This is a genomic window from Streptomyces sp. NPDC013187 (assembly GCF_042899705.1).
Classification (GTDB): Bacteria; Actinomycetota; Actinomycetes; order Streptomycetales; family Streptomycetaceae; genus Streptomyces; species Streptomyces hawaiiensis_A.
In genome coordinates this window covers 70,793-95,619 of record NZ_JBIBAF010000004.1, presented here as the reverse complement: position 1 = coordinate 95,619, position 24,827 = coordinate 70,793, and the positions used below count along the sequence as shown (strand labels likewise).

Genomic DNA, 24,827 nt, shown 5'->3' with positions numbered 1-24,827 from the left:
CCCGGCTGTGCCTTCTCTGTGAACACGCTCCAGAAATACGGCACTTGACATCTGGGCGCAGCACTCCCAGCGCGATCGCCGTCGTGCGGACCGGGTCCGCACGACGGCGCTGCCGGCCGGCCCCGGGACCGTACCGGGGCCGGCGGGTCAGGGGCGGCCGGTGAGGTAGCCGCCCATGGAGGTGAAGTACTCGGCCGCGGGCAACTCCCGGCCGTCCTCGGTGCGTACGCGGGTGATGGCCAGGCCGTGGTTGCGTCCCGTGCGGGCGTCGGCGCCGGCGACGATCACCACGCCGTCGCCCTCGCGGTAGAAGATCCGTCCGGGGGTGCCGCCGTAGCGGCCCTCGGACACGAACGAGGCCAGGACGTCCAGCCGCTTGCCCCGGTGGAAGGTGTAGGCGCTGGGGTACGGCTCCGACTGGGCGCGCACCAGGCGCTCCAGGTCCTCCGCCGGCCAGTTCCAGTCGATGCGGCTGTCCTCGTCGGCCCGCTTGTGGAAGAAGGACGCCTGGGAGCGGTCCTGCTTGGTGAACTCGGTCTGCCCGGAGGCGATCAGGCCGAGCGCGCCGATGGTGACCGGGGCGATGAGGTCGACGGTCTTGTGGAAGAGGTCGGTCGCGGTGTCCGCCGGACCGACCGGTACCGCCTCCTGCCGGACGATGTCGCCGGCGTCGAGTTCGTCGTTCATCATGTGCGCCGTGACGCCCACTTCCGGCTCGCCGTTGATGAGCGCCCAGATCAGCGGGGAGAAGCCGGCGTACTTCGGCAGCAGCGAGTCGTGCACGTTCAGCGTGCCGTGTCGGGGCAGGCCGAAGATGCGGGGCGGGATCCAGGTACGCCAGTTGTTGGCCACGATGATGTCCGGGTCGGCCTCCTTGAGGCGCTCGAACAGCTCGTCGTCGTCCGGGCGGTTGCGGATCAGGACCGGGACGCCGTGCTCCTCGGCGAGGTCCGCGACGGAGTCGCTCCAGATCTTCTCGTAGGCGTGCTCGCTCTTGGGGTGGGTCACGACCAGCACCACGTCGTGCTCGGAATCCAGGAGGGCTTGCAGGGTGCGGTGCCCCCAGGTCTGGTAACCGAACATGACGACCCGCATGGGGTTCCTCCTCAGAGCAAGGTATTGGCCGACGCAAGTAAAGCAAGGCTTACCTTAGTGTGCAACGGGTCGGCGGATTCGGTGAGTTGACCGGGATCACCTTCAGGTGGTGTCCGTTTTGCCCTGTCGACACCTCAACGGGTTTAGCTTAGGCTCACCTAAGTTCGTTGGCGTGCCGCGTCGTTGGCATGCCCGTCTCCCGTTCCCTCCACACCTGACACGCGCGGCTGCCCCGCACGATGGGAGTGACATGTCGCAGGTTCTTCCCGGTGACGCATCGCCGGTCCACGACCTGATCGGTATCGGCTTCGGGCCGTCCAACGTGGCCATGGCGATCGCGCTCCGCGAGCACAACACCCGCGTCGGCGGGCAGGAGGCGATCACCGCTCACTTCTTCGAGCAGCAGCCCCGCTTCGGCTGGCACCGCGGCATGCTCATCGACGACGCCACCATGCAGGTCTCCTTCCTCAAGGACCTGGTGACGCTGCGGAACCCGGCCAGCGATTACAGCTTCCTCTGCTACCTGCAGAGCAAGGGCCGGCTGATCGACTTCATCAACCACAAGAACCTGTTCCCGCTGCGCGTGGAGTTCCACGACTACTTCGAGTGGGCCGCGTCCCAGGTCGACGACATGGTCTCCTACGGACACGAGGTCGTCGGGGTCGCGCCCGTGACCCGGGACGGCGTCGTGGAGCACCTGGAGGTGACCGTCCGCTCGGGCGGCGGCCTGGAGGTCCACCGGGCCCGCAACCTCGTCATCGGCACCGGCCTGCGCCCCCTCATGCCCGAGGGCGTGGAGCGCGGCGAACGCGTCTGGCACAACTCCGAACTTCTGGCCCGAGTCGACGAGTTGGAGGGCACCTCGCCGTCCCGCTTCGTCGTCGTGGGCGCCGGTCAGAGCGCCGCCGAGAACGTCGCCTACCTGCACCGCCGCTTCCCCGGGGCCGAGGTCTGCGCCGTCTTCTCCCGCTACGGCTACAGCCCCGCCGACGACAGCAGCTTCGCCAACCGGATCTTCGACCCGCAGGCCGTCGACGAGTACTTCGCCGCGCCCGAGGACGTCAAGCGCCGCCTGATGGACTACCACGGCAACACCAACTACTCCGTGGTGGACATCGACCTGATCGACGACCTCTACCGGCAGTCGTACCAGGAGAAGGTCCTCGGCACCGAGCGCCTGCGCTTCCTCAACGTCTCCCGCCTCACCGCCGTCAAGGAGACCCCGACCAGCGCCCTGGCCACCGTGAAGTCCCTCGTCACCGGCGAGGAGACCGACCTCGACGCCGATGTCGTCGTCTTCGCCACCGGCTACAGCCCCGCCGACCCCACCGGTCTGCTCGGTGAGGTCGCCGACCGCTGCGTCCGCGACGAGGAGGGCCGCGTCCGCGTCGAGCGTGACTGGCGCATCGCGACCGACCCAGCCCTGCGCTGCGGCATCTACCTCCAGGGCGGCACCGAGCACACGCACGGCATCACCTCGTCCCTGCTGTCCAACACGGCCATCAGGGTGGGCGAGATCCTGGACTCGCTCCTCGGACGCGGCTCCGCTCCCGCCGCCGACGAGGCCCGCACGCTCGCCGACGGCACGGGCAGCACGGCCCGTCCGTAAGCACCGCGCTCGATCAACTCACCGCCGGCGCAAGGGATAACGTACGTCCACATGGGCACGACTGCTGTGATGGAGCGCCCCGCGCCGCCCGGGGGCCTCTCGAAGACCCGTCGGCGACGGGTCATGGGTCTGGGCATCCTGCTGGCGGTCCTCGTGGTCGCCGCGGCGCTGTCGCTCGCCGTCGGCGCCCGGGCGCTGAGCCCCACCGAGGTCTGGCACGGGCTCTTCGGGGCCCCGACGTCCGACCAGCGGCTCACGGAGATCCGGCTCATCGTGGAGACCGTACGGGTGCCCCGTACGGTTCTCGCGATCGTGGCGGGCATCGCCCTGGGGATCGGCGGGGCGCTCATCCAGGGGTTCACCCGCAACCCGATCGCCGACACCGGCCTGCTCGGCGTGAACACCGGCGCCTCGTTCGCCGTGGTGTCGGTGATCGCCGTGTTCGGGTTCTCCGACCCCTTCCAGTACGTCTGGTTCGCCTTCCTCGGTGCGGCGGTCGCCGGTGTCGTGGTGTTCGGTCTCGCGAGCATCGGCCGGGGCGCCGGCAACCCGCTGACCCTGGCCCTGGCCGGGCAGGGGATCACGGTCTTCCTGATGGCGATGACCACGGCCGTCGCGCTGTCGAACCAGGCCTCGCTGAACGCGCTGCGGTTCTGGAACGCGGGCTCCGTGGCCGGCGTCGGCTTCGACGTCATCTGGCCGGTGACCGCGTTCGTCGCCGTCGGCCTGGTGCTGGGGCTGACCACGCTGCCCTCGCTCAACCTGCTCAATCTCGGTGACGACGTGGCGCGGGGGCTCGGCGTGAACATCGCGCTGAGCCGTACCGTCGGCATCACCGCCGTCACGCTGCTGGCGGGGGCGGCGACGGCCGCGTGCGGCCCCATCGCCTTCCTCGGCCTCATGGTGGCCCACGTGGCCCGCTACCTGACCGGCCCGGACTACCGCTGGCTGGTGCCCTGTGCCGGACTCCTCGGCGCCGTCGTCCTGCTGGTCTGCGACATCATCGGCCGACTGGTGGTCAGGCCGGGCGAGCTGGACGCGGGGGTCGTCGTGGCGCTCCTCGGCGCCCCCTTCTTCGCGGTGCTCGTCTGGCGCGGAAAGTTCAGGAGCGCATGAACGTGACCGAAGTGAAGCCGGCGCTGCCGCCGGGCGTGCGGCTGGGCCGGGTGTCGTTCTTCTGGCGGCCCTGGCTGGTGGGCGTCTCGCTGCTGCTGGCGGCGGCGGCCTTCCTGGTCTTCTGCGTGTCCATCGGCGTCGGGGACTTCCCCATCGGCCTGCCGCAGGTGATCCGCACGCTCCTCGGGCGGGGCGAGCAGGTCGACGAGTTCGTCATCATGGACCTGCGGATGCCGCGCGCACTGGCCGGGCTCGTCGTCGGGATCGCGCTCGGGGTGTCCGGGGCGATCACCCAGTCCGTCGCCCGGAACCCCCTGGCCAGCCCGGACGTTCTGGGCATCACCACGGGCGCGAGCGCGGTCGCGGTGTTCCTCGTGACGGTGTCGGGCGGGGCCGCCGCGGCCGTGACCGACACCGTGGGCCTGTCGGCGGCGGCGCTCGCCGGCGGTCTCGGCACGGGGCTGCTGGTGTACTTCCTGGCCTGGCGGCGCGGGATCGACGGCTTCCGGCTCATCCTCATCGGCATCTCGGTGAGCGCCGTGATGGAGGCCATCACCACCTGGCTGCTCGTCACGGCCGACATCAGGGACGTGGCCCAGGCGCAGGCCTGGCTGGTCGGCTCGCTCGACGACCGTTCGTGGGGCGAGGTCGAGGTGGCCCTGTGGGGCACGCTCGTGCTGCTGGTCGTCGTGGCCGCCGTGGCGTTCCAGTTCAAGCCGATGCACTTCGGCGACGAGGTCGCCGCCGGGCTCGGGGTGCGGTACGCGGCCGTGCGGGCGGTCCTGCTGCTGTGCGCGGTGCTGCTGGCCGGTGTGGCGGTGAGCGCGGCGGGCCCGGTCCCGTTCGTCGCGCTGGTCGCCCCGCAGGTGGCGATGCGGCTGGCGCGCTGCCCGACACCGCCGATGCTCGCCTCGGGTCTGGTGGGGGCGCTGCTGCTGATCGGCTCGGACCTGGTCGCGCGGGCTGTCCTGCCGGTCTCGCTCCCGGTCGGTGTGGTCACCGCCGCGATCGGCGGGCCCTTCCTCGTCTACCTGCTGGTGCGGGCCAACCTCCGGTAGATGTACAAGAGTCAGGTGAATCTGAGCAAGGGGGGACCCGTGGTCGCACAGTCCGTCACCGAGGCCGCGGTCGGCGACGCCGCGCGGCTGGCAGCCCGAGACGTCACGGTCGGCTACGGCGGCCGGGTCGTCATCGACGGCCTCGACGTGGCGATACCGCCCGGGGTCGTCACCACGATCATCGGCCCCAACGGCTGCGGGAAGTCCACCCTGTTGCGGACCCTGTCACGGCTGCTCAAGCCCACCCGGGGGACGGTCGTCCTGGACGGCGAGGACATCGGCAGGCTGCGGACCCGGGACGTGGCGAAGAAGCTCGGCCTGCTCCCGCAGGCGCCGGTCGCGCCGGAAGGGCTGACGGTGGCCGACCTGGTCGCCCGGGGCCGGCACCCGCACCAGAGCTGGCTGCGGCAGTGGTCCTCGGACGACGCCGAGGTCGTGGAGCGCGCGCTCGCCATGACCGGCGTGGCCGACCTGGCCGACCGCCCGGTCGACTCGCTCTCCGGCGGGCAACGGCAGCGCGTGTGGATCTCCATGACGCTGGCTCAGGGCACCGATCTGCTCCTCCTGGACGAGCCGACGACCTATCTGGACCTGGCGCACGCGGTCGACGTCCTGGACCTGGTCGACGATCTGCACGAGTCGGGCTGCACCGTCGTCATGGTGCTCCACGACCTCAACCTCGCCGTGCGCTACAGCGACCACCTCGTCGTGATGCGGGAGGGGTCGATCCTGGCGCAGGGCCATCCGCACGACGTCGTCACCGCCGAACTGCTCCATGAGGCCTTCGGGTTGCGCGCCCAGGTGATCGACGACCCGGTGGGCGACCGGCCGTTGATCGTGCCCATCGGGCGTACGCACGTGCGCCCGGGACACATCCCGATAAAGGGACAGGGGTAAGGCTAGGCTAACCTCACTCCGCCACGGTAAGGTTTGCCTGCCCTTTAGGCGAGGGTGCAGCGAACTAGCGCGAAAGCAAGGGGTTTTGGATGCTCCTCCATCGAACGACGTCCCGGAAGCCATGGCGGCGGCTGGCGGCGGTCGTGTCCGCGGCCACCCTCGGCGTCGGTCTCCTCGCGGGATGCGGCTCCGACTCGGCGGACACGGCGGACAACAACAACGAGGGCACCCAGTCCGCGGCAGCCGGCGCGTTCCCGGTCACCGTGGAGCACGCGTTCGGATCCACGAAGGTCGAGAAGGCGCCCCAGCGGGTCGTCTCCGTCGGCTACACCGACGACCAGACCATCCTGGCCTTCGGCATCAAGCCCGTCGGCATGGTCGACCAGTACCCCAACCCGCCCGGCAAGTCCCCCGACATCAACACCCAGTGGCCCTGGGTGAAGGACAAGTGGGGGGACACCAAGCCCGAGGTCATCATGAAGAACGGTGACTCCGGCCCCAACTACGAGAAGATCGCGGCCCTGCGGCCCGACCTGATCGTCGCGGTCTACTCCGAGATCGACCAGGCGGCCTACGACAAGCTCTCCAAGATCGCTCCCACGGTGGCCCGCACCAAGGCCGAGAAGGAGCCGTTCAGCGCCCCCTGGCAGGACAACGCCCTGCACATCGCCAAGGCCCTCGGCAAGGCCGAAGAGGGCCAGAAGATGGTCGACGACATCGAGGGCAAGCTGGACACGGCCAAGAAGGAGCACCCGGAACTCGGCAAGCAGACCGCCGTCGCGCTGTCCTGGTACGAGAACTCCGTGGCGCCGTTCACCTCCACCGACGTGCGCGGCCGGCTCGTCTCGGGCATCGGCTTCAAGTACCAGACCGGCATCGACAAGGTCGCCGGGGGCAGCTTCTACACCAAGCTCTCGCCCGAGCGCATCGACCTCGTCGACGTCGACCACATCTTCGTCATCAACGACAAGGCCGACACCGAGGCCCTGAAGAAGTTCAAGCTGTTCGCCAACCTCGATGCCGTGAAGAAGGGCAACGTGTCCTACCTGCTCGACAGTGAGGGACCGGCCGTCGGCGCGGCCATCTCCCAGGGCACCCTGTTGTCCATGCCGTACGCGATCGACGAGCTCGTCAAGTCGGTCGAGTAGGGAAGTGAGCACCACCGACACGCGCGTCGCCCCGGCGGCCCTGCGCACGACGACCGGACGCGAGGCCGCCCGCTGGGTCGCGGAGCACTGCCGTGCGATGCCCGGGCTGACGATCGCGACCGTGCTCACCACGGTCGCGGGGGCGGCGCTCCAGGTGCTCCCCGTGCTCCTGCTCGGCCGGGTGGTCGACGGGGTCGTCGGGGGCGAGGACCGTTCGGTCCTGGTCACGATCGGGGTGCTCATCGGTGCCGCCGCGCTGCTCGGCGCGGCGGCCACCGCGGTCTCCACGTACCTGATCGGACGGCTGGGCGCGGATCTGCTCGCGCGGCTGCGCGAAGGCGCCGTCCGCGCGGTGCTCGGCATGCCGAGCGCACGGATCGAGCAGGTCGGCCGGGGGGACGTGCTCTCCCGGGTCGGAGACGACGTCGCCGTCATCTCCAAAGGCATCCGCACGGCCGTCCCCACGGTGTTCTCCGCGGGCGTGCTGGTCGTCATCGCGACCCTCGGCATGTTCGGGCTCGACTGGCGGCTCGGCCTGGCCGGTGCGGGCGCGCTGCCCGCGTACGCGCTGGCGCTGCGCTGGTACCTGCCCCGGTCCGCCCCGCTCTACCGCAAGCAGCGCGTCGCCCAGGCCGACCGGGCCCAGGCCTTCATCAGCGGCCTGAACGGCATCGACACGGTCCGGGCCTACCGCCTGGAGGGCGCCTTCCGCGAGAAGGTGACCACCGAGTCCTGGCGGGTGCGCGAGCTCGGTATCGAGGTGTTCCGGTTCTTCGGCCGGTTCGTCGGCCGGGAGAACCGCGCCGAGTTCATCGGTCTGGTCCTGATCCTCGTGGTGGGGTACGCCCTGCTGGAGGCCGACGCGGCCACGTTGGGTGAGGTGTCGGCGGCGCCGCTGCTGTTCCACCGGCTGTTCACCCCGCTGGGCGCCATCATGTTCACGTTCGACGAGGCACAGAAGTCGGGCGCGAGCCTGACCCGCCTGGTCGGGGTGCTGGGGGAGTCCGCCGAGGAGCGGCTGGTCGGCGACGAGTCCGTCACGGCCGCGGCCCGGACGGGGGCGTATCCGGTGACGGTCGAGGGGCTGACGTTCCGTTACCCGGGCTCCGAGCAGCCGGTGTTGCGGGACGTCGATCTGACGATCCCGGCCGGGGGGTCGCTCGCCCTGGTGGGTGCCACGGGTGCGGGCAAGACGACGCTGGCCGCGCTGATCGCCGGTATCGGCACACCGGAGGCCGGTTCGGTGCGCGTCGGGACGACCGATCTGGCCGACCTGGACGAGGCCGGGGCGCGGGCCCTGGTCAGCATCCTGACGCAGGAGACGCACGTCTTCTCCGGACCGCTCGCCGACGACCTGCGGCTGTCCGCGCCGGGGGCGAGCGACGAGGAGCTGACGGACGCGTTGCGCACGGTCGGCGCCGAGGGCTGGGTCGCCGCGCTGCCCGACGGGCTGAACACCCCGGTCGGTGAAGGCGGTGAGCGCCTGGACGTCACCAAGGTCGCTCAGATCGCCTTGGCCCGGCTGGTGCTGGGGAGGGCGCCGGTGGTGGTGCTCGACGAGTCGACCGCCGAGGCCGGCAGCGAGGGCGCCGCCGAGCTGGAGCGGGCCGTGCTGGCCGCCTGCGCGGGCCGGACCACGCTGTTCGTGGCGCACCGGCTGACCCAGGCGATGGCCGCGGACCGGATCGCCGTGCTCGACGCGGGACGGGTCGTGGAGCAGGGGACGCACGAGGAACTGGTGGCTCTGGGCGGCCGGTACGCACGACTGTGGCGGGCCTGGCGAGAGGGTAGTTAGGTAACCCTTATTTAGGTTAGCCTAACTCCACATTCTGGAAGGGACGCTGAGTCTTCGATGATGGAACCGCGCGCTCGTCTCGTACTGCTTTCTCCCACGCGCCTTGCCGATGTGCGCCGCCGGATCGGCGACTACCCGGACCGGACCATCACCGAGGCCTGCGCCATCGGCCTGTCGTACTGGGCGACGGGCCACAGCCCCGAGGGCATCGACCTCACCCCCGGCACGCTCTTCGCGGACGTCCTCGGCTGGGTCGACAACGGCGGTGCGGCACCCGCCGGTTGGGAGATCTCCCCGAACGGCCGCGGCATCACCGTCCCCGACGGCGTCACACCCGAGGACGCGCAGCTCGCGCTGGACGACCTGGCCGACTTCCCGGACCGGCCGCTGGGCACCATCGGCCCCTCCAGCGTGGCGGCCAGACTCCGGGTTCTGGCCGAGTGGAACGACAACCGGGCCGACCGGGACCGCCCCACCATCGTGGAGATGTTCCGCGCGCAGGCGAACGCCCGGCCGGACGCCGTGGCCGTCGTCGACGAGCACCGGTCGCTGACCTACGGTCAAGTATCCGAGCTGTCCAGCCAGTTGGCCCATCACCTGCTCGGGCGCGGACTCGGCTCCGAACAGGTCGTCGGCATCTCCCTGAGCCGCTCCGCCGACATGGTCGTCGGGCTGCTCGCCGTGCTCCAGGCCGGGTGCGCCTTCGTACCGCTCGACCCGCAGTGGCCCGCCGCGCGCCGGGCCGTCGTCATCGAGGACGCCAGGGTCGTCCTCCAGCTCAACGCCTCGGGCGAGCACGACCCGGCCGAACCGGACGCCGTGGCCGTCGACCTCGGCGACTGGCGGTACGGCTCGTACCCGGCGGAGGGACCCGACGTCCCGGTCCTCGGTGACGCGCTGGCCTACGTGATCTTCACGTCCGGTTCCACCGGGCGGCCCAAGGGCGCGATGATCCGGCACGAGGCGATCAGCGAGCGCCTGCTGTGGCAGGTGAACGAGATCCTCGGCTTCGGACACGACGACGCCTCACTGTTCAAGGCGCCGCTGTCCTTCGACATCTCCATCAACGAGATCTTCCTGCCGCTGGTCTGCGGCGGCCGGCTCGTCGTCCTGCGGCCCGGCGGCGAACGCGACCCGCACCATCTGCTGAGCGTCATCGCCGAACACCGCGTCACCTTCACGTATCTGGTGTCGTCCATGCTCGACGTGCTGCTGGAGATGGCCGGCGACTCCGGCCGCCTGGACAGCCTGCGGCACGTGTGGTGCGGCGGCGAAGTGCTCACCCCCGAGCTGTACGAGCGGTTCCGCACCAAGCTCGGCGACGTCCCCATGTACCACGGCTACGGCCCCGCCGAGACGACCATCGGCGTCTCCCACGTCATCTACCGGGGGGCAGCGGAACGCCTGTCGACGTCCATCGGCAAGGCCAACCCCAACACCCAGCTCTACGTCCTCGACGACGAACTGCGCCCCGTCCCGGTCGGCGTCGGCGGCGAACTCTACGTCGGCGGCTTCCTCCTGGGCCGCGGCTACGTGGGCGCACCGGGCCTGACCGCCTCCCGCTTCGTCGCCAACCCCTTCGCCGGCGACGGCTCCCGCCTCTACCGCACCGGCGACCTCGCCCGCTTCGCCCCCGACGGATCGCTGGACTTCCTCGGCCGCGCCGACAACCAGATCAAGATCCGCGGCATGCGGCTGGAGATCGAGGACGTCGAGGCCGGCCTCGCCGAACACCCCCGCGTACGGCACACCTGCGTCGTCGCGAAGAAGAACACGGCCGGCGGCACCTACCTCGTCGGCTACGTCATACCCGCCGCCGGCGGCGCGGAGGAACTGCGGGCGGACGAGGTCAAGGCGTGGGCCGCGGCACACATGGTCGAGTACATGGTGCCCGCCCACATCGTCGTACTGGAGGAGTTCCCGCTCACCGCCAACGGCAAGCTCGACCGCAACGCCCTGCCCGAGCCGGTGATCGAGACGGGCTCCCTCGTCCGACCCGCCACCGACGACGAGCGGACGGTGTGCGCCGCGGTCGCGGAGGTGCTGCGCCTCGAAGAGGTCGGCGTCGACCAGGACTTCTTCCAGCTCGGCGGCGACAGCATCCTGGCGATCTCCCTGCTGAGCGCACTGCGCGAGCGGGGCCTGCACGTCACGGCACGGCAGATCTTCACCCACAGCACCGTGGGCGCGCTGGCAGCGGTCGCGAGCCGCGAGGACGTCTCCACCGTCGACCACGCCGACGTCGCCACCGGCACCGTCGTGGGCTCGCCCATCGTGCAGTGGCTCGGTGAGACCACGGACGCCGTCGACGGCTTCGTCCAGTCGGTCGTCCTGAACACCCCGGCGGACCTGACCGCCGACGCCCTCGACGCCCTCCTCACCGCCATCCTCGCCCGGCACGACATGCTCCGCGCCCGGCTGGTGCGCGGCGAGCGCTGGAGCTTCGACATCCCCGAGGCCGACCGGGCCGTGCCCGCCCCGCAGCAGAGCGACCTGCCGCTGGACGAGTGCGTCGCCCTCGCCACCGCCGGCCTGGACCCCGCGAACGGCGTGATGCTGCGGGCCGTCTGGCGCCCTTCGGCCCGCCAACTCGTCCTCGTCGCCCACCACGTGGTCGTCGACGGCATCTCCTGGCGCGTCCTGATGGAGGACCTGGCCACCGCCTGGCGGCAGTTCAGCTCGGGCGAGCCCATCGAACTCCCCCCGGTGGGCACGTCGTTCCGGCGCTGGACCCAACTGCTGGAACGCGCCGCGTTCGACGCCGACAGCTCCTACTACCGGCGCCCCCTGCCCGGTGAGGACCAGCCGCTGGCCCGCCGAGCCCTGTCCGGGACCGACACCGTCGCGAACGAGCGCCTGCGGACCGTCTCGGTCGGCCCCGAGCTCACGGCCGCGCTGCTGAACGAGATCCCCGCGAAGTTCCACGCCGGCGTCAACGACGTGCTGCTCACCGCGCTCGCCGTCGCCCTCGCCCGACGGCGCCGCGACCTCGGGCAGGACCAGACCTTCGCCCACATCGAACTCGAAGGCCACGGCCGCGAGGGGCAGTTCGTCGCCGGTCCGGCCGGCTTCGAGCCGGAACTGTCGCGCACGGTCGGCTGGTTCACCACCCTCTTCCCGGTGACCGTGGACCCCGGCACGGCGCCCGACTTCACCACGCCCCAGTACCTGACCGCCGCGCTCAAGGCGGTCAAAGAGGACCTCGCCCGGGTACCGGACAACGGCGTCTCCTACGGCGCCCTGCGCTACCTCACCCACACCGAGTTCGACGCGCCCGCACCCCAGGTGCTCTTCAACTACCTCGGCCGCTTCGCCGCCGGCGCCCCCGGTGACTGGCAGCTCGCCGGCACCACCGGCCAGCTGGGCGAGAAGCGCGACCCCCGGATGCGCCTGCCGCGCGCCCTGGAGTTCAACGCGATCGCCGAACCCGACGCCTCCGGCGCGTACGAGCTGGTCACCACCATCTCCTGGCCCGACGGCCTGTTCACCGACGCCGACATCACGGCCCTGGGCGACTACTTCCGCACGGCCCTGGCCGGACTCGCCGCACTCGACCAGGGCGGCCACTCGCCCAGCGACTTCCCCCTGGTCCCCCTCACCCAGGCCGACGTCGACGCCCTGGACGGCCCGTCGCTGCGGGACGTCCTGCCGCTGACCCCGCTCCAGGAAGGCCTCTACTTCCACTCGGTCTTCGACGACGACTCCGCAGGCGCCTACGTCGAACAGCAACTGCTCACGCTGGACGGCGAGGTGGACGCCGACCGGCTCGCCGCGGCGGCCACCCGGCTGCTCACCCTGTTCCCGAACCTGGCCGCCCGCTTCACGGCCTTGGCCGACGGCCGCGTGGTCTCCGTCCTCCAGAACGGCGCCGAGGCCCCCTTCACCACCCTGGACCGCCCCGGCATCACCGACGAGGAGATACGCGACCTCGCCGAACGGGATCGCCGCAGCGGCTTCGACCTGGCCACCGGCCCCCTCATGCGGTACACGCTCGTCCGCACCGGCTCCGGACGCAGCGTCCTGGTGCAGACCGTGCACCACATCATCGCCGACGGCTGGTCCGTGCCGCCCATGCTCCGCGCGCTGCTCGCCGAGTACCACGCCCCGGGCACCGTCTACCCGACCGGCGGTTTCGCCGACTACGTCCACTGGCTCGCCGGACGCGACGCCGACGAGAGCGACCGCGTCTGGCGCGAGGAACTCGCCGGACTGCCGGGCCCCTCGCTCGTCGCCGAGGGGCACACCCCCTCCGACCGGTTCGCCGACACCGCCGTGGAGCCCGAAGGCGACATCGACGCGGCCGCCCGCGAGGCCGGTGTGCCGCTGAGCGTCGCCGTGCACAGCGCCTGGGCCGTCACCCTCGGCGGCATCCTCCACGGCCGGGACGTGGTGTTCGGCTCGACCGTCTCCGGCCGCGACGCCGACGTGCCCGGTATCGGGGACATGGTGGGCCTGTTCATCAACACCGTCCCGGTACGCGCCCGCTGGGCCCCCGGCACCACGGCGGGCGACCTGCTCTCGGCGGTGCGGGACCACCAGAGCGCCGTCCTGCCGCACCAGCACGTCTCCCTGGCGCGCATCGGCCGCCTGGCCGGCGCCGGCTCCCTCTTCGACACGCTCGTGGTGTTCGACGTGGCCACCGACCTGGCCGCACTCCGGCGCCCCGGCGACACCCTGACCATCACGGACCTCGTCAACGAGGGCGCCCCGCACTACCCGCTGACCCTGGTGGTCGAGCGCGCGCTCGACGGCCGCCCGCGCTTCAACCTCATCTACGACGGCGAACTGCTGGGCGAGACGACCGCCCGGGCCGTCCTGCACACGTTCACCCGCACCCTGACCGGTCTGCTCACCCACCCGGACACCCCGGTCGAGGACCTGACGCCCGAGAACGAGCGGCGTCCCGCACCGATCACCCCGGCCACTCTGGGCGCACTGTTCGACACCGCCGCCCGCCGCGACCCGGCGGCCACCGCCGTCACCCAGTGCGGCCTCGACGGCGACACCCGCTCCCTGACCTACGGCGAACTGTCCGACCGCAAGGACGACCTGGCCGCCGCCGTGCGCGCGGCCGGGGTCGGCCCGGGCAAGCGGGTCGCCGTGGCCGTCCCGCGCTCCGTGGAGCAGGTCGTCGCCCTGGTCGCGATCGTCAGCGCGGGCGGCGCGTACGTCCCGCTGGACCTGGCCTACCCGGACGAACGGCTGGAGTACGTCCTCGCCGACGCCGCCCCGCAGGTCGTCCTCGTGGACCGGGGCCAGCGCGACCGCTGCACGGAACTCCTGACCCGGGCCGGTGTGCCCGCCCGCGTCCTGGTGCAGGGCGAAGAACCCCCCGCCGCCCCGGAGCCCGCTCCCGAGCCCGACTGGCACACCCCCGCCTATGTGATCTACACGTCCGGGTCGACCGGCCGCCCCAAGGGCGTCGTCGTCCCGCACTCCAGCGTGGTGTCCCTGCTCGCGAACACCCGGCAGGACATGGACTTCGGCCCGGACGACGTCTGGGTCCAGTTCCACTCCTTCTCCTTCGACTTCGCCGTCTGGGAGCTGTGGGGCGCGCTGGTGCACGGCGGTGAGCTGCTGGTGCCCGAGTACGGACTGACGCGCTCCCCGGTGGACTTCCACCGGCTGGTCCGGGAGCGGGGCGTGACCGTGCTCAACCAGACCCCCTCGGCCTTCTACCAGTTCATCGAGGCCGACCGGCTCGCCGGCGAACCGTTGCCCGCACTGCGCCGGATCATCTTCGGCGGCGAGGCACTGGACCTCGGGCGGCTGCGCGGCTGGATCGAGCGGCACGGCACGGCCGCCCCCGAGCTGGTCAACATGTACGGCATCACCGAGACCACCGTCCACGTCACCCACCGGGTGCTGAGCGACGACGACTTCGGCCCCGGCGACGACGTCAGCCCCATCGGCGGCCCGATCCCCGGCCTGGTCACCTACCTGCTCGACGACCGGCTCCGCCCGGTGCCGCCGGGCCGGGAAGGCGCCATCTACGTCGCCGGCGACCAGGTCTCCCTCGGCTACCTGGGCAGGCCCGGACTCACGGCGGGCCGCTTCGTGGCCAACCCGTTCAGGGCCGACGGCTCCCGCATGTACCACACGGGCGACCTCGCGATCCGCACCCTCGACGGCGAACTCCGCTTCACCGGCCGCGCCGACGACCAGGTCCAGCTCAAGGGTTTCCGCATCGAGCTGGGCGAGGTGGAGACCGTGATCAGGGGCCTGGACGGCGTGACCGACGTGGCCGTGACGGTGGCGGACACCGGCGACCACCTGGTCGCACACGTGGTGGGCAGCGTGCCAGATGATTTCGAGGGCAGGCTGTCGGAGAAGCTGCCTGTCCACATGCTCCCGGGCCGAGTGCTCCCGATCGACGCCCTACCGTTGACGATCAATGGCAAGCTCGATCGAAAGGCTCTGGTGGAGCGCCCCTCTGGGGGCGCGGGGAACTGCGCGACAAGCCACAACGCCCCCGCAGACGAAACCACCGCGACAGCCGCACTCACCAAGATCTTCACCGAGACGCTGCCCGACACGGAAGTAACCGCCGACACCGACTTCTTCCGCGCCGGAGGCGACAGCATCATCGCCATCACGGTCGTGAACAGGGCCCGGGCGCTGGGCCTGCCCGTAGCCCCCCGGGACGTCTTCCTGCTCAAGACGCCCCGAGCCCTGGCTGAACACCTGGGAACAAGCACAGTTCGGGCCACCCCGGAGACCACCCATCGGGAAGACGGCCCGCTGCCCCCCACCCCGATCGTCCTCCGCCAACGCGAACTCGGCGGCTCCCTCACCCGTTTCGCCCAGGCCAGGACACTCCAGGCCCCCGAAGGCACCGGTTACACCGACGCCGTACGCGCCGCGAACGCCGTGGTCGCCGCCCACCCGGCCCTGCGGCTGAGGCTCCGCACAGAGCACGGCGTGTGGACCCTCCGCACCGAACCCGCCCGCGACATCACCGTCGTACGCCCGGACACCACCGACGCGACAGCCGTCGCGAACGAGGCCGCCGGACAACTCGACCCCGAGTCGGGCGAAGTGATCGCGTTCGCGTGGCTGGAGCCGAGCAGGACCCTCGTCGTCACCGTCCACCACCTCGCCGTCGACGCGGTCTCCTGGCTGATCCTGCTCGACGACCTGGCCACGGCCCTGCGCGGCGAGCCCCTCGCCCCGCCGACCACTTCGTACGCCGAGTACGCCGAAGCCATGACGCTCCGGGCGACCCAGGATCACGACGACCTCGGCCGCTGGGTCACCACCCTCCAGGCTCCCGAACTGCTGCCGCTCACAGGGGCGTTGCGCAAGACGACGGTGGTAATCGCCCCGGACGTGAGCGACAGCGTCACCCGCACCGCGCCCGCCGCACTCGGCCTCGGCCTCACCGAGCTGCTGTGCGGGGCCCTGCGCACCGCGCTGACCCGGATCCAGCCGTCGCCCACCGACCTCGCGATCGACCTGGAGCGCCACGGCCGGGTCCCGGCCCTCCAACAGCACGACTACACCCGTACGGTCGGCTGGTTCACCTCCATCGCACCCGTACGGCTCACCCCGCACACCGACCCCGTCGCGGCCGCGCGCGAGGTCGTGGAGCGTCAGCCGGACGAGGACGGGCACGTCGCCTACGGCCGGCTGAGGTACCTCAACCCGCAGACGGCCCCGCTGCTGACCGCCCGCCCGCAGGTGCTGTTCAACTACCTCGGCCGGGGAAGCGAGTCCCAGGCGCTGCACCTCACCGGCGGCGACCAGGGCAGCCCGTACGCCGTCGAGGTCAACGCGTGGACCGACGAGGCCACCGGCAGCCTGCTCGCGGAGTTCGTCCTCGCCGAGGGCGTCCCCGACGAGATCACCGAGCACTGGCGCAGCGCGCTGAAACACCTCGCGGACGCCGCGACGACGGCCGAGCGCACCGCTCCGGTCACCCCGCTCCAGCGCGGCCTGTTCTTCCAGGCCCAGATGGCGGGTTCGGCCGGACACTACGTCGCACAGAACTGGTTCACCTTCGACCGGCGCCTGGACACCGATGCGCTGGCCGAGGCCATGGCCCACGTGATCGCACGGCACCCGGTCGTCGGCGCCGGCTTCGGCACCGACGACGACGGAAACCCGGTGCAGCTCCTCAAGGCGGGCCGCACGGTCGACGTCCGTACGATCACCCTGGCGACGGACGCGGAGGTCGACGCCCTGCGCGCCCGGGACCGCGACACCGGCTTCGACCCGGCGGAGCCGCCGCTGATCCGGCTGACCGTCGTGCACCTGCCCGGCGACCGGGACGGCCTGCTGCTCAGCTACCACCTGCTCCTGTGGGACGGCTGGTCCCGGGAGATCGTGCTGCGGGACCTCTTCGACACCTACCGTGCCGTCCTGGCGGGTGAGTCCCTCGATCCGGCACCGGCGGTCCCGAGCTTCGAGGAGCACGCCCGCGCGCTCGCAGCCAAGGACCCCGCGGTGTCGGAGCGCTTCTGGGCGGACCACCTGGCCGGTCTCCCCGGACCCACCCTGCTCGCCGGACCGGCTCCGTCGTTCTCGGACGACCTGCCGAAGGCCCTCGTGCACACCCTGTCCGCCGAGCAGTCCGCGCTCGTCCGGGAGGCGGCCCGGACGCACGGCGTCACCCTGAACTCGGTGCTGACCGGCGCGTTCGGCCTGCTGCTCGGCGCACACACCGGCCGGAGCGACGCCGTGTTCGGCGTGACCGTCTCCGGCCGCGACGGCGAGGGGCTGGACGGCATCGTCGGCGTGCTGCTCAACACCGTGCCGATGTGGACCCGGGCCCGCCCGGACGACACGGTCCGCGCCTACCTGTCAGCCGTCCAGGCGGCCCGGGTCGAGGCGATGGAGCACGAGCACCTCGGACTCGGCGAGATCCAGCGGGCCAGCGGGCACGACACCCTGTTCGACAACCTCTTCGTGCTCCAGAACTTCCTGGACATGGACGCCTTCGCCGAGATGAACGCCCGCCACGGCATCACCTCGGTCAAGGCCGACGACTCCACCCACTATCCGTTCACCTGGGTGGTCACCCCCGGGGACCGGCTTACCGTCAAGCTGGAGTACCGCGACGGGGACACCGGCAACGCCCGCCGTCTCCTCGACGACTACCTGAGCGTGCTGGAGGACGTGGCCCGGGCGACCGGGCCGGTCGGCGCGCTGAGGGGGCTTGGCGCGGTGCCCGAGCCGGCCGTGCGCACGGACGTCGGCACGGACACCGTCGTCGACCGGTTCGACCAGGCGGCGGACCGCGACCCGCAGCAGGTGGCGCTCGTCGCCGGCGGCTCGACGATGACGTTCGCCGAACTCCGCGACCGGAGCAGGGCCGTGGCGGGCGTGCTCGCCGCACGCGGCATCGGCCCGGAGACGACCGTCGGGCTGGCGATCCCGCGCTCCCTCGACTGGATCGCGGCGCTGTTCGCGGTCCTGCGGGTCGGCGCCGCGTACGTGCCGCTGGAGCTGGACCATCCGGACGAGCGGATCGCGGCCATCGTCGATGACGCCCGCCCGGACGTGATCCTCACCGTGAGCACGGTCTCACCTCGGCTGACCGGCGACCTGATCGAACTCGACCAGCCGCTTCCCGAAGCCGAGCCGTATCTGACGTTCGCGCCGGACGACCCCGACCGGCTGCGGCACCCCGCGTACACGATCTACACCTCCGGCTCCACCGGCAAGCCCAAGGGCGTGGTGACCGAGTACGCGGGTCTCACCAATATGCTGATCAACCATCAGCGCCGGATCTTCGAACCGGTGCTGGCCGAGCACGGCCACCGGATCTTCAAGATCGCCCACACCGTGTCGTTCGCGTTCGACATGTCGTGGGAGGAGCTGCTGTGGCTCGCCGACGGCCACGAAGTCCACATCTGTGACGAGGAGTTGCGCCGGGACGCGCCCCGGCTGGTCGAGTACTGCCTGGAGCACGGGATCGACGTCGTCAACGTGACACCGACCTACGCCCAGCAGCTGGTGGCCGAGGGCCTGCTCGACAACCCGGAGCGGCGGCCCGCGCTGGTGCTGCTGGGCGGCGAGGCCGTCACACCGACGCTGTGGCAGCGGCTCGCCGACACCGAGGGCACGGTCGGCTACAACCTGTACGGGCCCACCGAGTACACCATCAACACCCTCGGCGTCGGCACCTTCGAGTGCGAGGACCCGGTGGTGGGCGTCGCCATCGACAACACGGACGTGTACGTCCTGGACCCGTGGCTGCGGCCCCTGCCGGACGGTGTCCCCGGTGAGCTGTACGTGTCGGGCATCGGCATCGCGCGCGGCTACCTCGGGCAGCCCGCCCAGAGCGCGCACCGCTTCGTCGCCTGCCCGTTCGGCGCGCCCGGCGAGCGCATGTACCGCACCGGCGACCTCGTGGTCCGCCGGCCGGACGGCAACCTCATGTACCTCGGCCGCACCGACCAGCAGGTCAAGATCCGCGGCCACCGGGTGGAACTCGGCGAGGTCGAGGCCGTGTTCGCCGCGCACCCGGCGGTACGGTTCGCCGCCGCGGTCGCCCAGCCCGACCCCCAGGTCGACGGCGCCCACCGGCTGGCCGCCTACCTGGTCCTGGACGGGGCGGATCTGGCGACCGTCGCCGCCGAAGTGGGCGCCGGACTGCCGGACTTCCTGCGGCCCACGCACTACGCCCAGGTCGACGGCATCCCGCTCACGGTGAACGGGAAGGCTGACACCAAGGCGCTGCCCGAGCCCAAGCCGCTGGGCGCGCTGACCACGGTGGGGGAGCGGGGGCCCGAGACCGAGACCGAGACCGTGGTGTGCGAGTACTTCGCCGAGGCACTGGACCTGGACGACGACGAGGTGAGCGCGGTGAGCGACTTCGTGTCCCTCGGAGGACACTCCATGCTGGCGGTACGGCTCGTCGGGCTGCTCCGCCGCGAGTACGGTCCCGTGATCACGATCCGCGATCTGTTCACCCTGCGAACCCCGGAAGCGATTGCCCGCCACCTCGATGACAACTGACACGCAGCGGCCCCGTGAAGGGGCCGCCATCCTCCGCACCGCCCTGCGCCGCAACATCGGCGCCATGGCCTGGGGCACCCTCCTCATGGGTCTCTACCAGGCCGGGGAGACGGCCTTCCCCATCGCGCTCGGCCTGATCGTCGAGCACACGATGCGGGACGGCCGCAGCCTCCAGGCGCTCACCCTGTCGATCGGCGCGCTGGCCGTGATCATCACGACGGTGTCGCTGTCGTGGCGGTTCGGCATGCGGATCCTGCAGAAGGCCAACACGACCGAGGCGCACCGCTGGCGGGTGAAGGTCGCGGCCTGCGGTCTGCAGCCCGTGGCCCGGGACGTCGACCTCAAGTCCGGCGAGGTGCTGACCATCGCCACCGAGGACGCGGACCAGACCGCCGACATCATCGAGGTGGTGCCGCTGCTGATCAGCTCGCTCGTCGCGGTGCTGGTCGCGGCGGTCGCGCTGGGTCTGGCCGACATCCGGCTCGGACTGCTGGTGATCGTGGGCACCGTCGCGATCCTGTCGGTCCTCAGCGTGATGTCGAAGCGGATCGGGAGCAGCACCCAGGAGCAGCAGGCCCGGGTGGCGCGGGCGGGCGCGAAGGTCGCCGACCTGATCACCGGCCTGCGTCCGCTGCACGGCTTCGGCGGCAACCACGCGGCGTTCCGGTCCTACCGGAAGGTCAGCACGGAGGCGAAGCACCAGGCGATCACCGTGGCCAAGGTGAACGGCGCCTACGCCGGGACCGCGCTGGCCCTCAACGCCGTCCTCGCCGGCGCCGTGACCCTGACGGCGGGCTGGCTGGCGTTCGAGGGCCGGATCACCATCGGGGAACTGGTCATGGCCGTGGGCCTGGCGCAGTTCATCATGGAGCCGCTCAAGCTGTTCTCGGAGATGCCCAAGTACGTGATGATCGCGCGTGCCTCGGCCGAGCGGATGGCGCTGGTGCTGTCGGCCCCGCCGGTCATGACCCCGGGCACCGGACACCCCTCACCCGGCGGCGACCTGGAGATCGACTGCGTCCGCCACGGCACCCTGACCGACCTGACGTTCCGGGTGAAGGCGGGGGAGTTCGTCGCCATCGCCCCCTACCAGCCCCGCGCGGCGGCCGAGCTCGCCGCCGTCCTGGCCGTGCGCGTCCCGCCCGCCACGTACGGGGGGACGGTGCGGATCGGCGGCCGGGAGCTGGCGGACCTCGCGGTGGAGGCGGTCCGTGAGCACCTGCTGGTCAACCCGTACGACGGGGAGATCTTCGCGGGCACGCTCCGCACCAACATCGACCCGTCGGGCACCAGCCGGACGGTCCCCGAGGCGGTCGAGGCGTCCATGCTGACGGACGTCGTGGCCCTGCACCGCGAGGGCCTCGACTACGGCGTCCGCGACCGGGGCGCCAACCTCTCCGGGGGACAGCGCCAGCGCCTGTCCCTGGCCCGCGCCCTGGCCGCCGACACCGACGTCCTCGTCCTGCACGATCCGACGACGGCGGTGGACGCGGTCACCGAACAGCTCATCGCCCGCAACGTGGCGAAACTGCGCCGGGGCCGCACGACGATCGTCATCACCAGCAGCCCGGCGTTCCTGGACGCGGCGGACCGGGTCCTGATCCTGGACGACGGAGCCATCACAGCGGAGGACACCCACCGCAACCTGCTGACGAACGACGAGGCCTACTGCCAGGCGGTCGCACGGTAACGCTTCAAGGGGGCCAGGCCACATGCCCTCAGGGGCGCGGGGAATTGCGCGACCAGCCCCCAAGCACCCGCACCCGACAACGGCGCTACGCGCGAAGCACCGAGGCCACGTCTGACTCCTCAAGGAGCCCGGGGGGAACGCCCTCAGGGGCGCGGGGAACTGCGCGATCAGCCCCCAAGCACCCGCACCCGACAACGGCGCTACGCGCGAAGCACCGAGGTCACGTCTGACTCCTCAAGGAGCCCGGGGGGAACGCCCTCAGGGGCGCGGGGAACTGCGCGATCAGCCCCCAAGCACCCGCACCCGGCAACGGCGCTACGCGCGAAGCACCGAGGTCACGTCTGACTCCTCAAGGAGCCCGGGGGGAACGCCCTCAGGGGCGCGGGGAACTGCGCGATCACCCCCCAAGCACCCGCACCCGACAACGGCGCTACGCGCGAAGCGCCCAGCCGACATCCCTGAGCAGCGCATGACGCCACCCGGCCCGGTCATGCCCCGACGCGGACCGGGACACCCGCACGGTCGCCCCGGCCCGCTCCACCAAACCCTCGGTCACCTCGCAGTGGGGCAGCATCCGGTCCTCGTGCTCCCCGACATCGAACGCGACCCGCAGCCCCGACAGATCCGCACCCTCCCGCAACCGCTCGGCGATGACACCCCCGACCGGCCCTCCCAACGGATCAGCCGCCCGCAGGGCATCCGGCGTCCACCAGAACGACCCCGACTGACACGCCACCCGCGACACCAACTCGGGATACTCCAGCGCCGCGTACACCGCACTCAACCCCCCGAGACTCTGCCCGGCGACCACCAGCCGCTCCAGGTCGGCGGGCACGCCCGACTCCGCCACCAACGGCAGCAGTTCGTCCCGCACCGCCTCCCACAACTCGGGCCGGCAGGCGAACTCGGCCACCCGGTCCTTGGCCGGCAGGAAGACGAGGGTGACCGGCGGCACCTCACCCGCCGCCACCGCCGAGTCGAACGCGGTCACGGCCGGATGCAGATACAGCCAGTCGTCCCCGTCGAGCAGCAGCACCACCGGCCCACCGCCCCCCGCCGGATGGACCCGCACCGTACGCCGCCCGCCCAGCCGTTCACTCGCCCAGCGGATCCGCGCCCGCGGCACAGGCAGCACCGCGTCGGCCCCGCCGACGGGCCAGTGCGGCTGCTCCGGTGCGTCCGGCGTCGCGACGATGGACCGGTCCCCGCCCGCCCCGGCCGGGTTGAACGGATCGGCGTGGAACGCGTCCGACGCCGCGAACCGATACGTCACCCGCAGCCGCGCGGGCATGCGCACCTCCGCATACCAGCAGTCCGAGTCGGCCCAGCGCCGCAAGGGCACAGGATCCGACCAGCTCTCGAACTCGATCGCGACCGGCGACGACCCGCGCCACAGGAACAGCGCCGTCCATCCGCCGTCACCGTCCGGTACGACCGCCGGTGCTCCCACCCCGGCCCAGAACCCGTCCGTGCCGGGCGTCCCGGGCCACCCGTACCCGGCGAACGCGTCCTCCGTGCCGGCGGCGGCCAAGCGCATGAACATCTCCTTGTGAGGGGGAAGGGCCTGAGGCTAAGCTCCGTGAATTAGGCGAGCCTAACCTAATCTTGACCCTCTGAGGAGGCAGCGCGCATGAGCACCAACCCCTTCGACGACAACGAAGGCCGTTTCCTGGTCCTGGTGAACGGCGAGGGGCAGCACTCCCTCTGGCCGTCCTTCGCCGAGGTGCCCGGGGGATGGACGATCGCCTTCGCCGAGAACACCCGCGAGGCATGCCTGGAGTACGTGGAGGCCCACTGGACGGACCTGCGTCCCACGTCCCTCGCCGCCTCCCAGGACGCCTGACACCGCCGATGCTGTGCACCAGGCTGACCAACGCCCGTTTCCTCACCATGGATCCGGACCATCCGGTCGCGCACGACCTGGGCATCTGGCAGGGCCGGATCGTGGGCCTCGACGAGGCGGTGACCTCCCTGCCCGCCCGCGAGGTCGTCGACCTGCAGGGCGCCACCGTGCTGCCGGGGTTCATCGACGCCCATGTCCACCTCGCCTGGACCGGGTTCAAGCAGAACACCCCGAGCATCGCGGGCCGCACCCGCGTCGACGACGTGCTCGCGGCCGTGGCCGAGGCGGTCGCCCGCACCCGGGTGCCGGGCGACTGGGTGAGCATCGCCGGCTACGACCAGCGGGCCCTCGGCCGTCATCTGACCGCCGCCGACCTCGACAAGGTCAGCGACGGACGCAAGCTCTACCTGCTGCACGACTCCGGACACGGCTGCGTCGTCAACACCGCCGTCCTGGACCTGCTCCCCGCCGGCATCCCGCACGAGAACGGCTTCCTCGCCGAACAGGCCATGGGCGCCGCCCGCGCCCTGCGCCTGCCGTACTCCCAGGAAGACCTGGCCGAGGCGATCGGCCGCGCGGCCCGCACCTGCCTGGCCGAAGGCGTCACCGCCTGCGCCGAAGCGGGCATCGGCGGGACCCTCTTCGGTCACAGCCCCGTCGAACTGGGCGCGTACCAACTCGCCCGCGACAAAGACCTGTTGCCGCTACGCGTACAGCTCATGGTGTCGGCGGACCGACTGCGCCCGGTCACCGCGCACGAGGCCGACGGCATCCCGCGCGCTCTCGACCTCGGGCTGCGCACCGGGTTCGGCGACGACCGGCTCCGTGTGGGCGCGCTGAAGATCTGGACCGACGGCGGCATGATGGCCCGCACGGCCGCACTGACCAGCCCGTACGAAGGGCTCGACCACGCCGGGCAGTTGCAGGACGACCCGGAGGCCCTCACGAACCTGATCGTGGACGGCCACCTCGCCGGATGGCAGCTCGCCGTGCACGCGATCGGCGACCGCGCGGCCGACGTGGCCTTGGACGCCCTCGAACGCGCCCAGCGTCTGCGACCCCGCCCCGAGGCCCGCCACCGCATCGAACACGCCGGTCTGATCCGGCCCGACCAGATCCCGCGCTTCGCGCGACTGGGCGTCAGCGCGGTCGTCCAGCCCAACTTCCTGCGCTGTTTCGGCGACGACTACGCCTCGATCATGGGCGAGGAACGGGCACCCTGGATGTACCGGGGGAAGGCTTTCCTCGACCACGGCATCCCGCTCGTGGGCAGCTCCGACCGACCGGTCGCCGACGGATCGCCCCTGCGCGCCGTCCAGTTCATGGTCGAACGGGCCTCAGCCTCCGGCCGGCTCATCGGCCCGGACGAGGCGGTCACCGTCGGCCAGGCCCTGCACGCGTACACCGTCGCCGGCGCCCGCGCCTGCCACTGGGACGACCGCCTGGGCAGCCTCACCCCGGGCAAACACGCCGACCTGGTCGTCCTCGCCGACGATCCGCGGCGCGTCGACACCTCACGCATCGGTGACATCGAGGTGGTGGAGACGTACGTGGAAGGCCGACCGGCCCGTCCGCGTGACTGATCTCCGGTCCGACACCTGAGGGAAGGAACCC

The 24,827-nt window shown here is 71.6% G+C and carries 12 protein-coding genes; 10 read left to right on the top strand and 2 right to left on the bottom strand.

Features of this window, described 5'->3' with window-relative positions; all coding sequences use genetic code 11:
- Window positions 1–147 precede the first annotated feature (147 nt).
- Window positions 148–1,095, bottom strand: a complete 948-nt coding sequence (locus tag ACFY5B_RS08980; RefSeq protein ID WP_389966697.1) for a methionyl-tRNA formyltransferase — start codon at window positions 1,093–1,095, stop codon at window positions 148–150.
- A 250-nt stretch (window positions 1,096–1,345) separates the two neighbouring features.
- Between ACFY5B_RS08980 and ACFY5B_RS08975 the strand changes: the two genes are divergently transcribed.
- The 8 genes from ACFY5B_RS08975 to ACFY5B_RS08940 all read left to right on the top strand — a co-directional run bounded on the left by ACFY5B_RS08975 (window position 1,346) and on the right by ACFY5B_RS08940 (window position 21,370).
- Entirely contained in the window at window positions 1,346–2,704 is a 1,359-nt protein-coding gene (locus ACFY5B_RS08975) for a lysine N(6)-hydroxylase/L-ornithine N(5)-oxygenase family protein (RefSeq protein ID WP_389966694.1), read from the top strand.
- Window positions 2,705–2,755: 51 nt separating this feature from the next.
- Window positions 2,756–3,820 carry a FecCD family ABC transporter permease gene (locus tag ACFY5B_RS08970; RefSeq protein WP_389966691.1) on the top strand — a complete coding sequence of 355 codons (1,065 nt, stop codon included), beginning with the start codon at window positions 2,756–2,758 and terminating at the stop codon, window positions 3,818–3,820.
- Window positions 3,817–4,878 (top strand): FecCD family ABC transporter permease, encoded by a 1,062-nt coding sequence (locus ACFY5B_RS08965; RefSeq protein ID WP_389966688.1) that lies wholly within the window; start codon window positions 3,817–3,819, stop codon window positions 4,876–4,878. Before ACFY5B_RS08970 ends, ACFY5B_RS08965 begins: the two co-directional genes overlap by 4 nt.
- 39 nt (window positions 4,879–4,917) lie before the next feature.
- The gene (locus ACFY5B_RS08960) at window positions 4,918–5,775 is read left to right on the top strand and encodes an ABC transporter ATP-binding protein (protein ID WP_389966686.1); all 858 of its coding nucleotides are present in this window, start codon (window positions 4,918–4,920) and stop codon (window positions 5,773–5,775) included.
- Between the two features lie 89 nt (window positions 5,776–5,864).
- Window positions 5,865–6,923, top strand: coding sequence for an ABC transporter substrate-binding protein (locus ACFY5B_RS08955; protein ID WP_389966683.1), 1,059 nt, complete (start codon window positions 5,865–5,867; stop codon window positions 6,921–6,923).
- A 4-nt stretch (window positions 6,924–6,927) separates the two neighbouring features.
- Window positions 6,928–8,718 (top strand): ABC transporter ATP-binding protein, encoded by a 1,791-nt coding sequence (locus ACFY5B_RS08950; protein WP_389966680.1) that lies wholly within the window; start codon window positions 6,928–6,930, stop codon window positions 8,716–8,718.
- Window positions 8,719–8,775: 57 nt separating this feature from the next.
- Window positions 8,776–19,680, top strand: a complete 10,905-nt coding sequence (locus ACFY5B_RS08945) for an amino acid adenylation domain-containing protein (protein ID WP_389966677.1) — start codon at window positions 8,776–8,778, stop codon at window positions 19,678–19,680.
- Window positions 19,670–21,370, top strand: coding sequence for an ABC transporter ATP-binding protein (locus ACFY5B_RS08940; RefSeq protein WP_389966674.1), 1,701 nt, complete (start codon window positions 19,670–19,672; stop codon window positions 21,368–21,370). The genes ACFY5B_RS08945 and ACFY5B_RS08940 overlap by 11 nt, the downstream gene beginning before the upstream one ends.
- Before the next feature lie 430 nt (window positions 21,371–21,800).
- On the opposite strand, the gene ACFY5B_RS08935 is transcribed toward ACFY5B_RS08940, so the two are convergent.
- Entirely contained in the window at window positions 21,801–22,907 is a 1,107-nt protein-coding gene (locus ACFY5B_RS08935) for an alpha/beta hydrolase-fold protein (RefSeq protein ID WP_389966671.1), read from the bottom strand.
- Window positions 22,908–23,000: 93 nt separating this feature from the next.
- Between ACFY5B_RS08935 and ACFY5B_RS08930 the strand changes: the two genes are divergently transcribed.
- The gene (locus ACFY5B_RS08930) at window positions 23,001–23,213 is read left to right on the top strand and encodes an MbtH family protein (RefSeq protein ID WP_389966668.1); all 213 of its coding nucleotides are present in this window, start codon (window positions 23,001–23,003) and stop codon (window positions 23,211–23,213) included.
- An 8-nt stretch (window positions 23,214–23,221) separates the two neighbouring features.
- A complete protein-coding gene (locus tag ACFY5B_RS08925) occupies window positions 23,222–24,796 on the top strand; it encodes an amidohydrolase (RefSeq protein WP_389966665.1) in 1,575 nt (524 codons plus the stop codon).
- Window positions 24,797–24,827 lie beyond the last annotated feature (31 nt).

Excerpts from the sequence above, each read along its gene's own strand:
- ACFY5B_RS08980 (WP_389966697.1), bottom strand. The coding sequence starts at position 1,095 with ATGCGGGTCGTCATGTTCGGTTACCAGACCTGGGGGCACCGCACCCTG.
- ACFY5B_RS08975 (WP_389966694.1), top strand. The coding sequence starts at position 1,346 with ATGTCGCAGGTTCTTCCCGGTGACGCATCGCCGGTCCACGACCTGATC.
- ACFY5B_RS08970 (WP_389966691.1), top strand. The coding sequence starts at position 2,756 with ATGGGCACGACTGCTGTGATGGAGCGCCCCGCGCCGCCCGGGGGCCTC.
- ACFY5B_RS08965 (WP_389966688.1), top strand. The coding sequence starts at position 3,817 with ATGAACGTGACCGAAGTGAAGCCGGCGCTGCCGCCGGGCGTGCGGCTG.
- ACFY5B_RS08955 (WP_389966683.1), top strand. The coding sequence starts at position 5,865 with ATGCTCCTCCATCGAACGACGTCCCGGAAGCCATGGCGGCGGCTGGCG.
- ACFY5B_RS08945 (WP_389966677.1), top strand. The coding sequence starts at position 8,776 with ATGATGGAACCGCGCGCTCGTCTCGTACTGCTTTCTCCCACGCGCCTT.
- ACFY5B_RS08940 (WP_389966674.1), top strand. The coding sequence starts at position 19,670 with ATGACAACTGACACGCAGCGGCCCCGTGAAGGGGCCGCCATCCTCCGC.
- ACFY5B_RS08935 (WP_389966671.1), bottom strand. The coding sequence starts at position 22,907 with ATGCGCTTGGCCGCCGCCGGCACGGAGGACGCGTTCGCCGGGTACGGG.
- ACFY5B_RS08930 (WP_389966668.1), top strand. The coding sequence starts at position 23,001 with ATGAGCACCAACCCCTTCGACGACAACGAAGGCCGTTTCCTGGTCCTG.
- ACFY5B_RS08925 (WP_389966665.1), top strand. The coding sequence starts at position 23,222 with ATGCTGTGCACCAGGCTGACCAACGCCCGTTTCCTCACCATGGATCCG.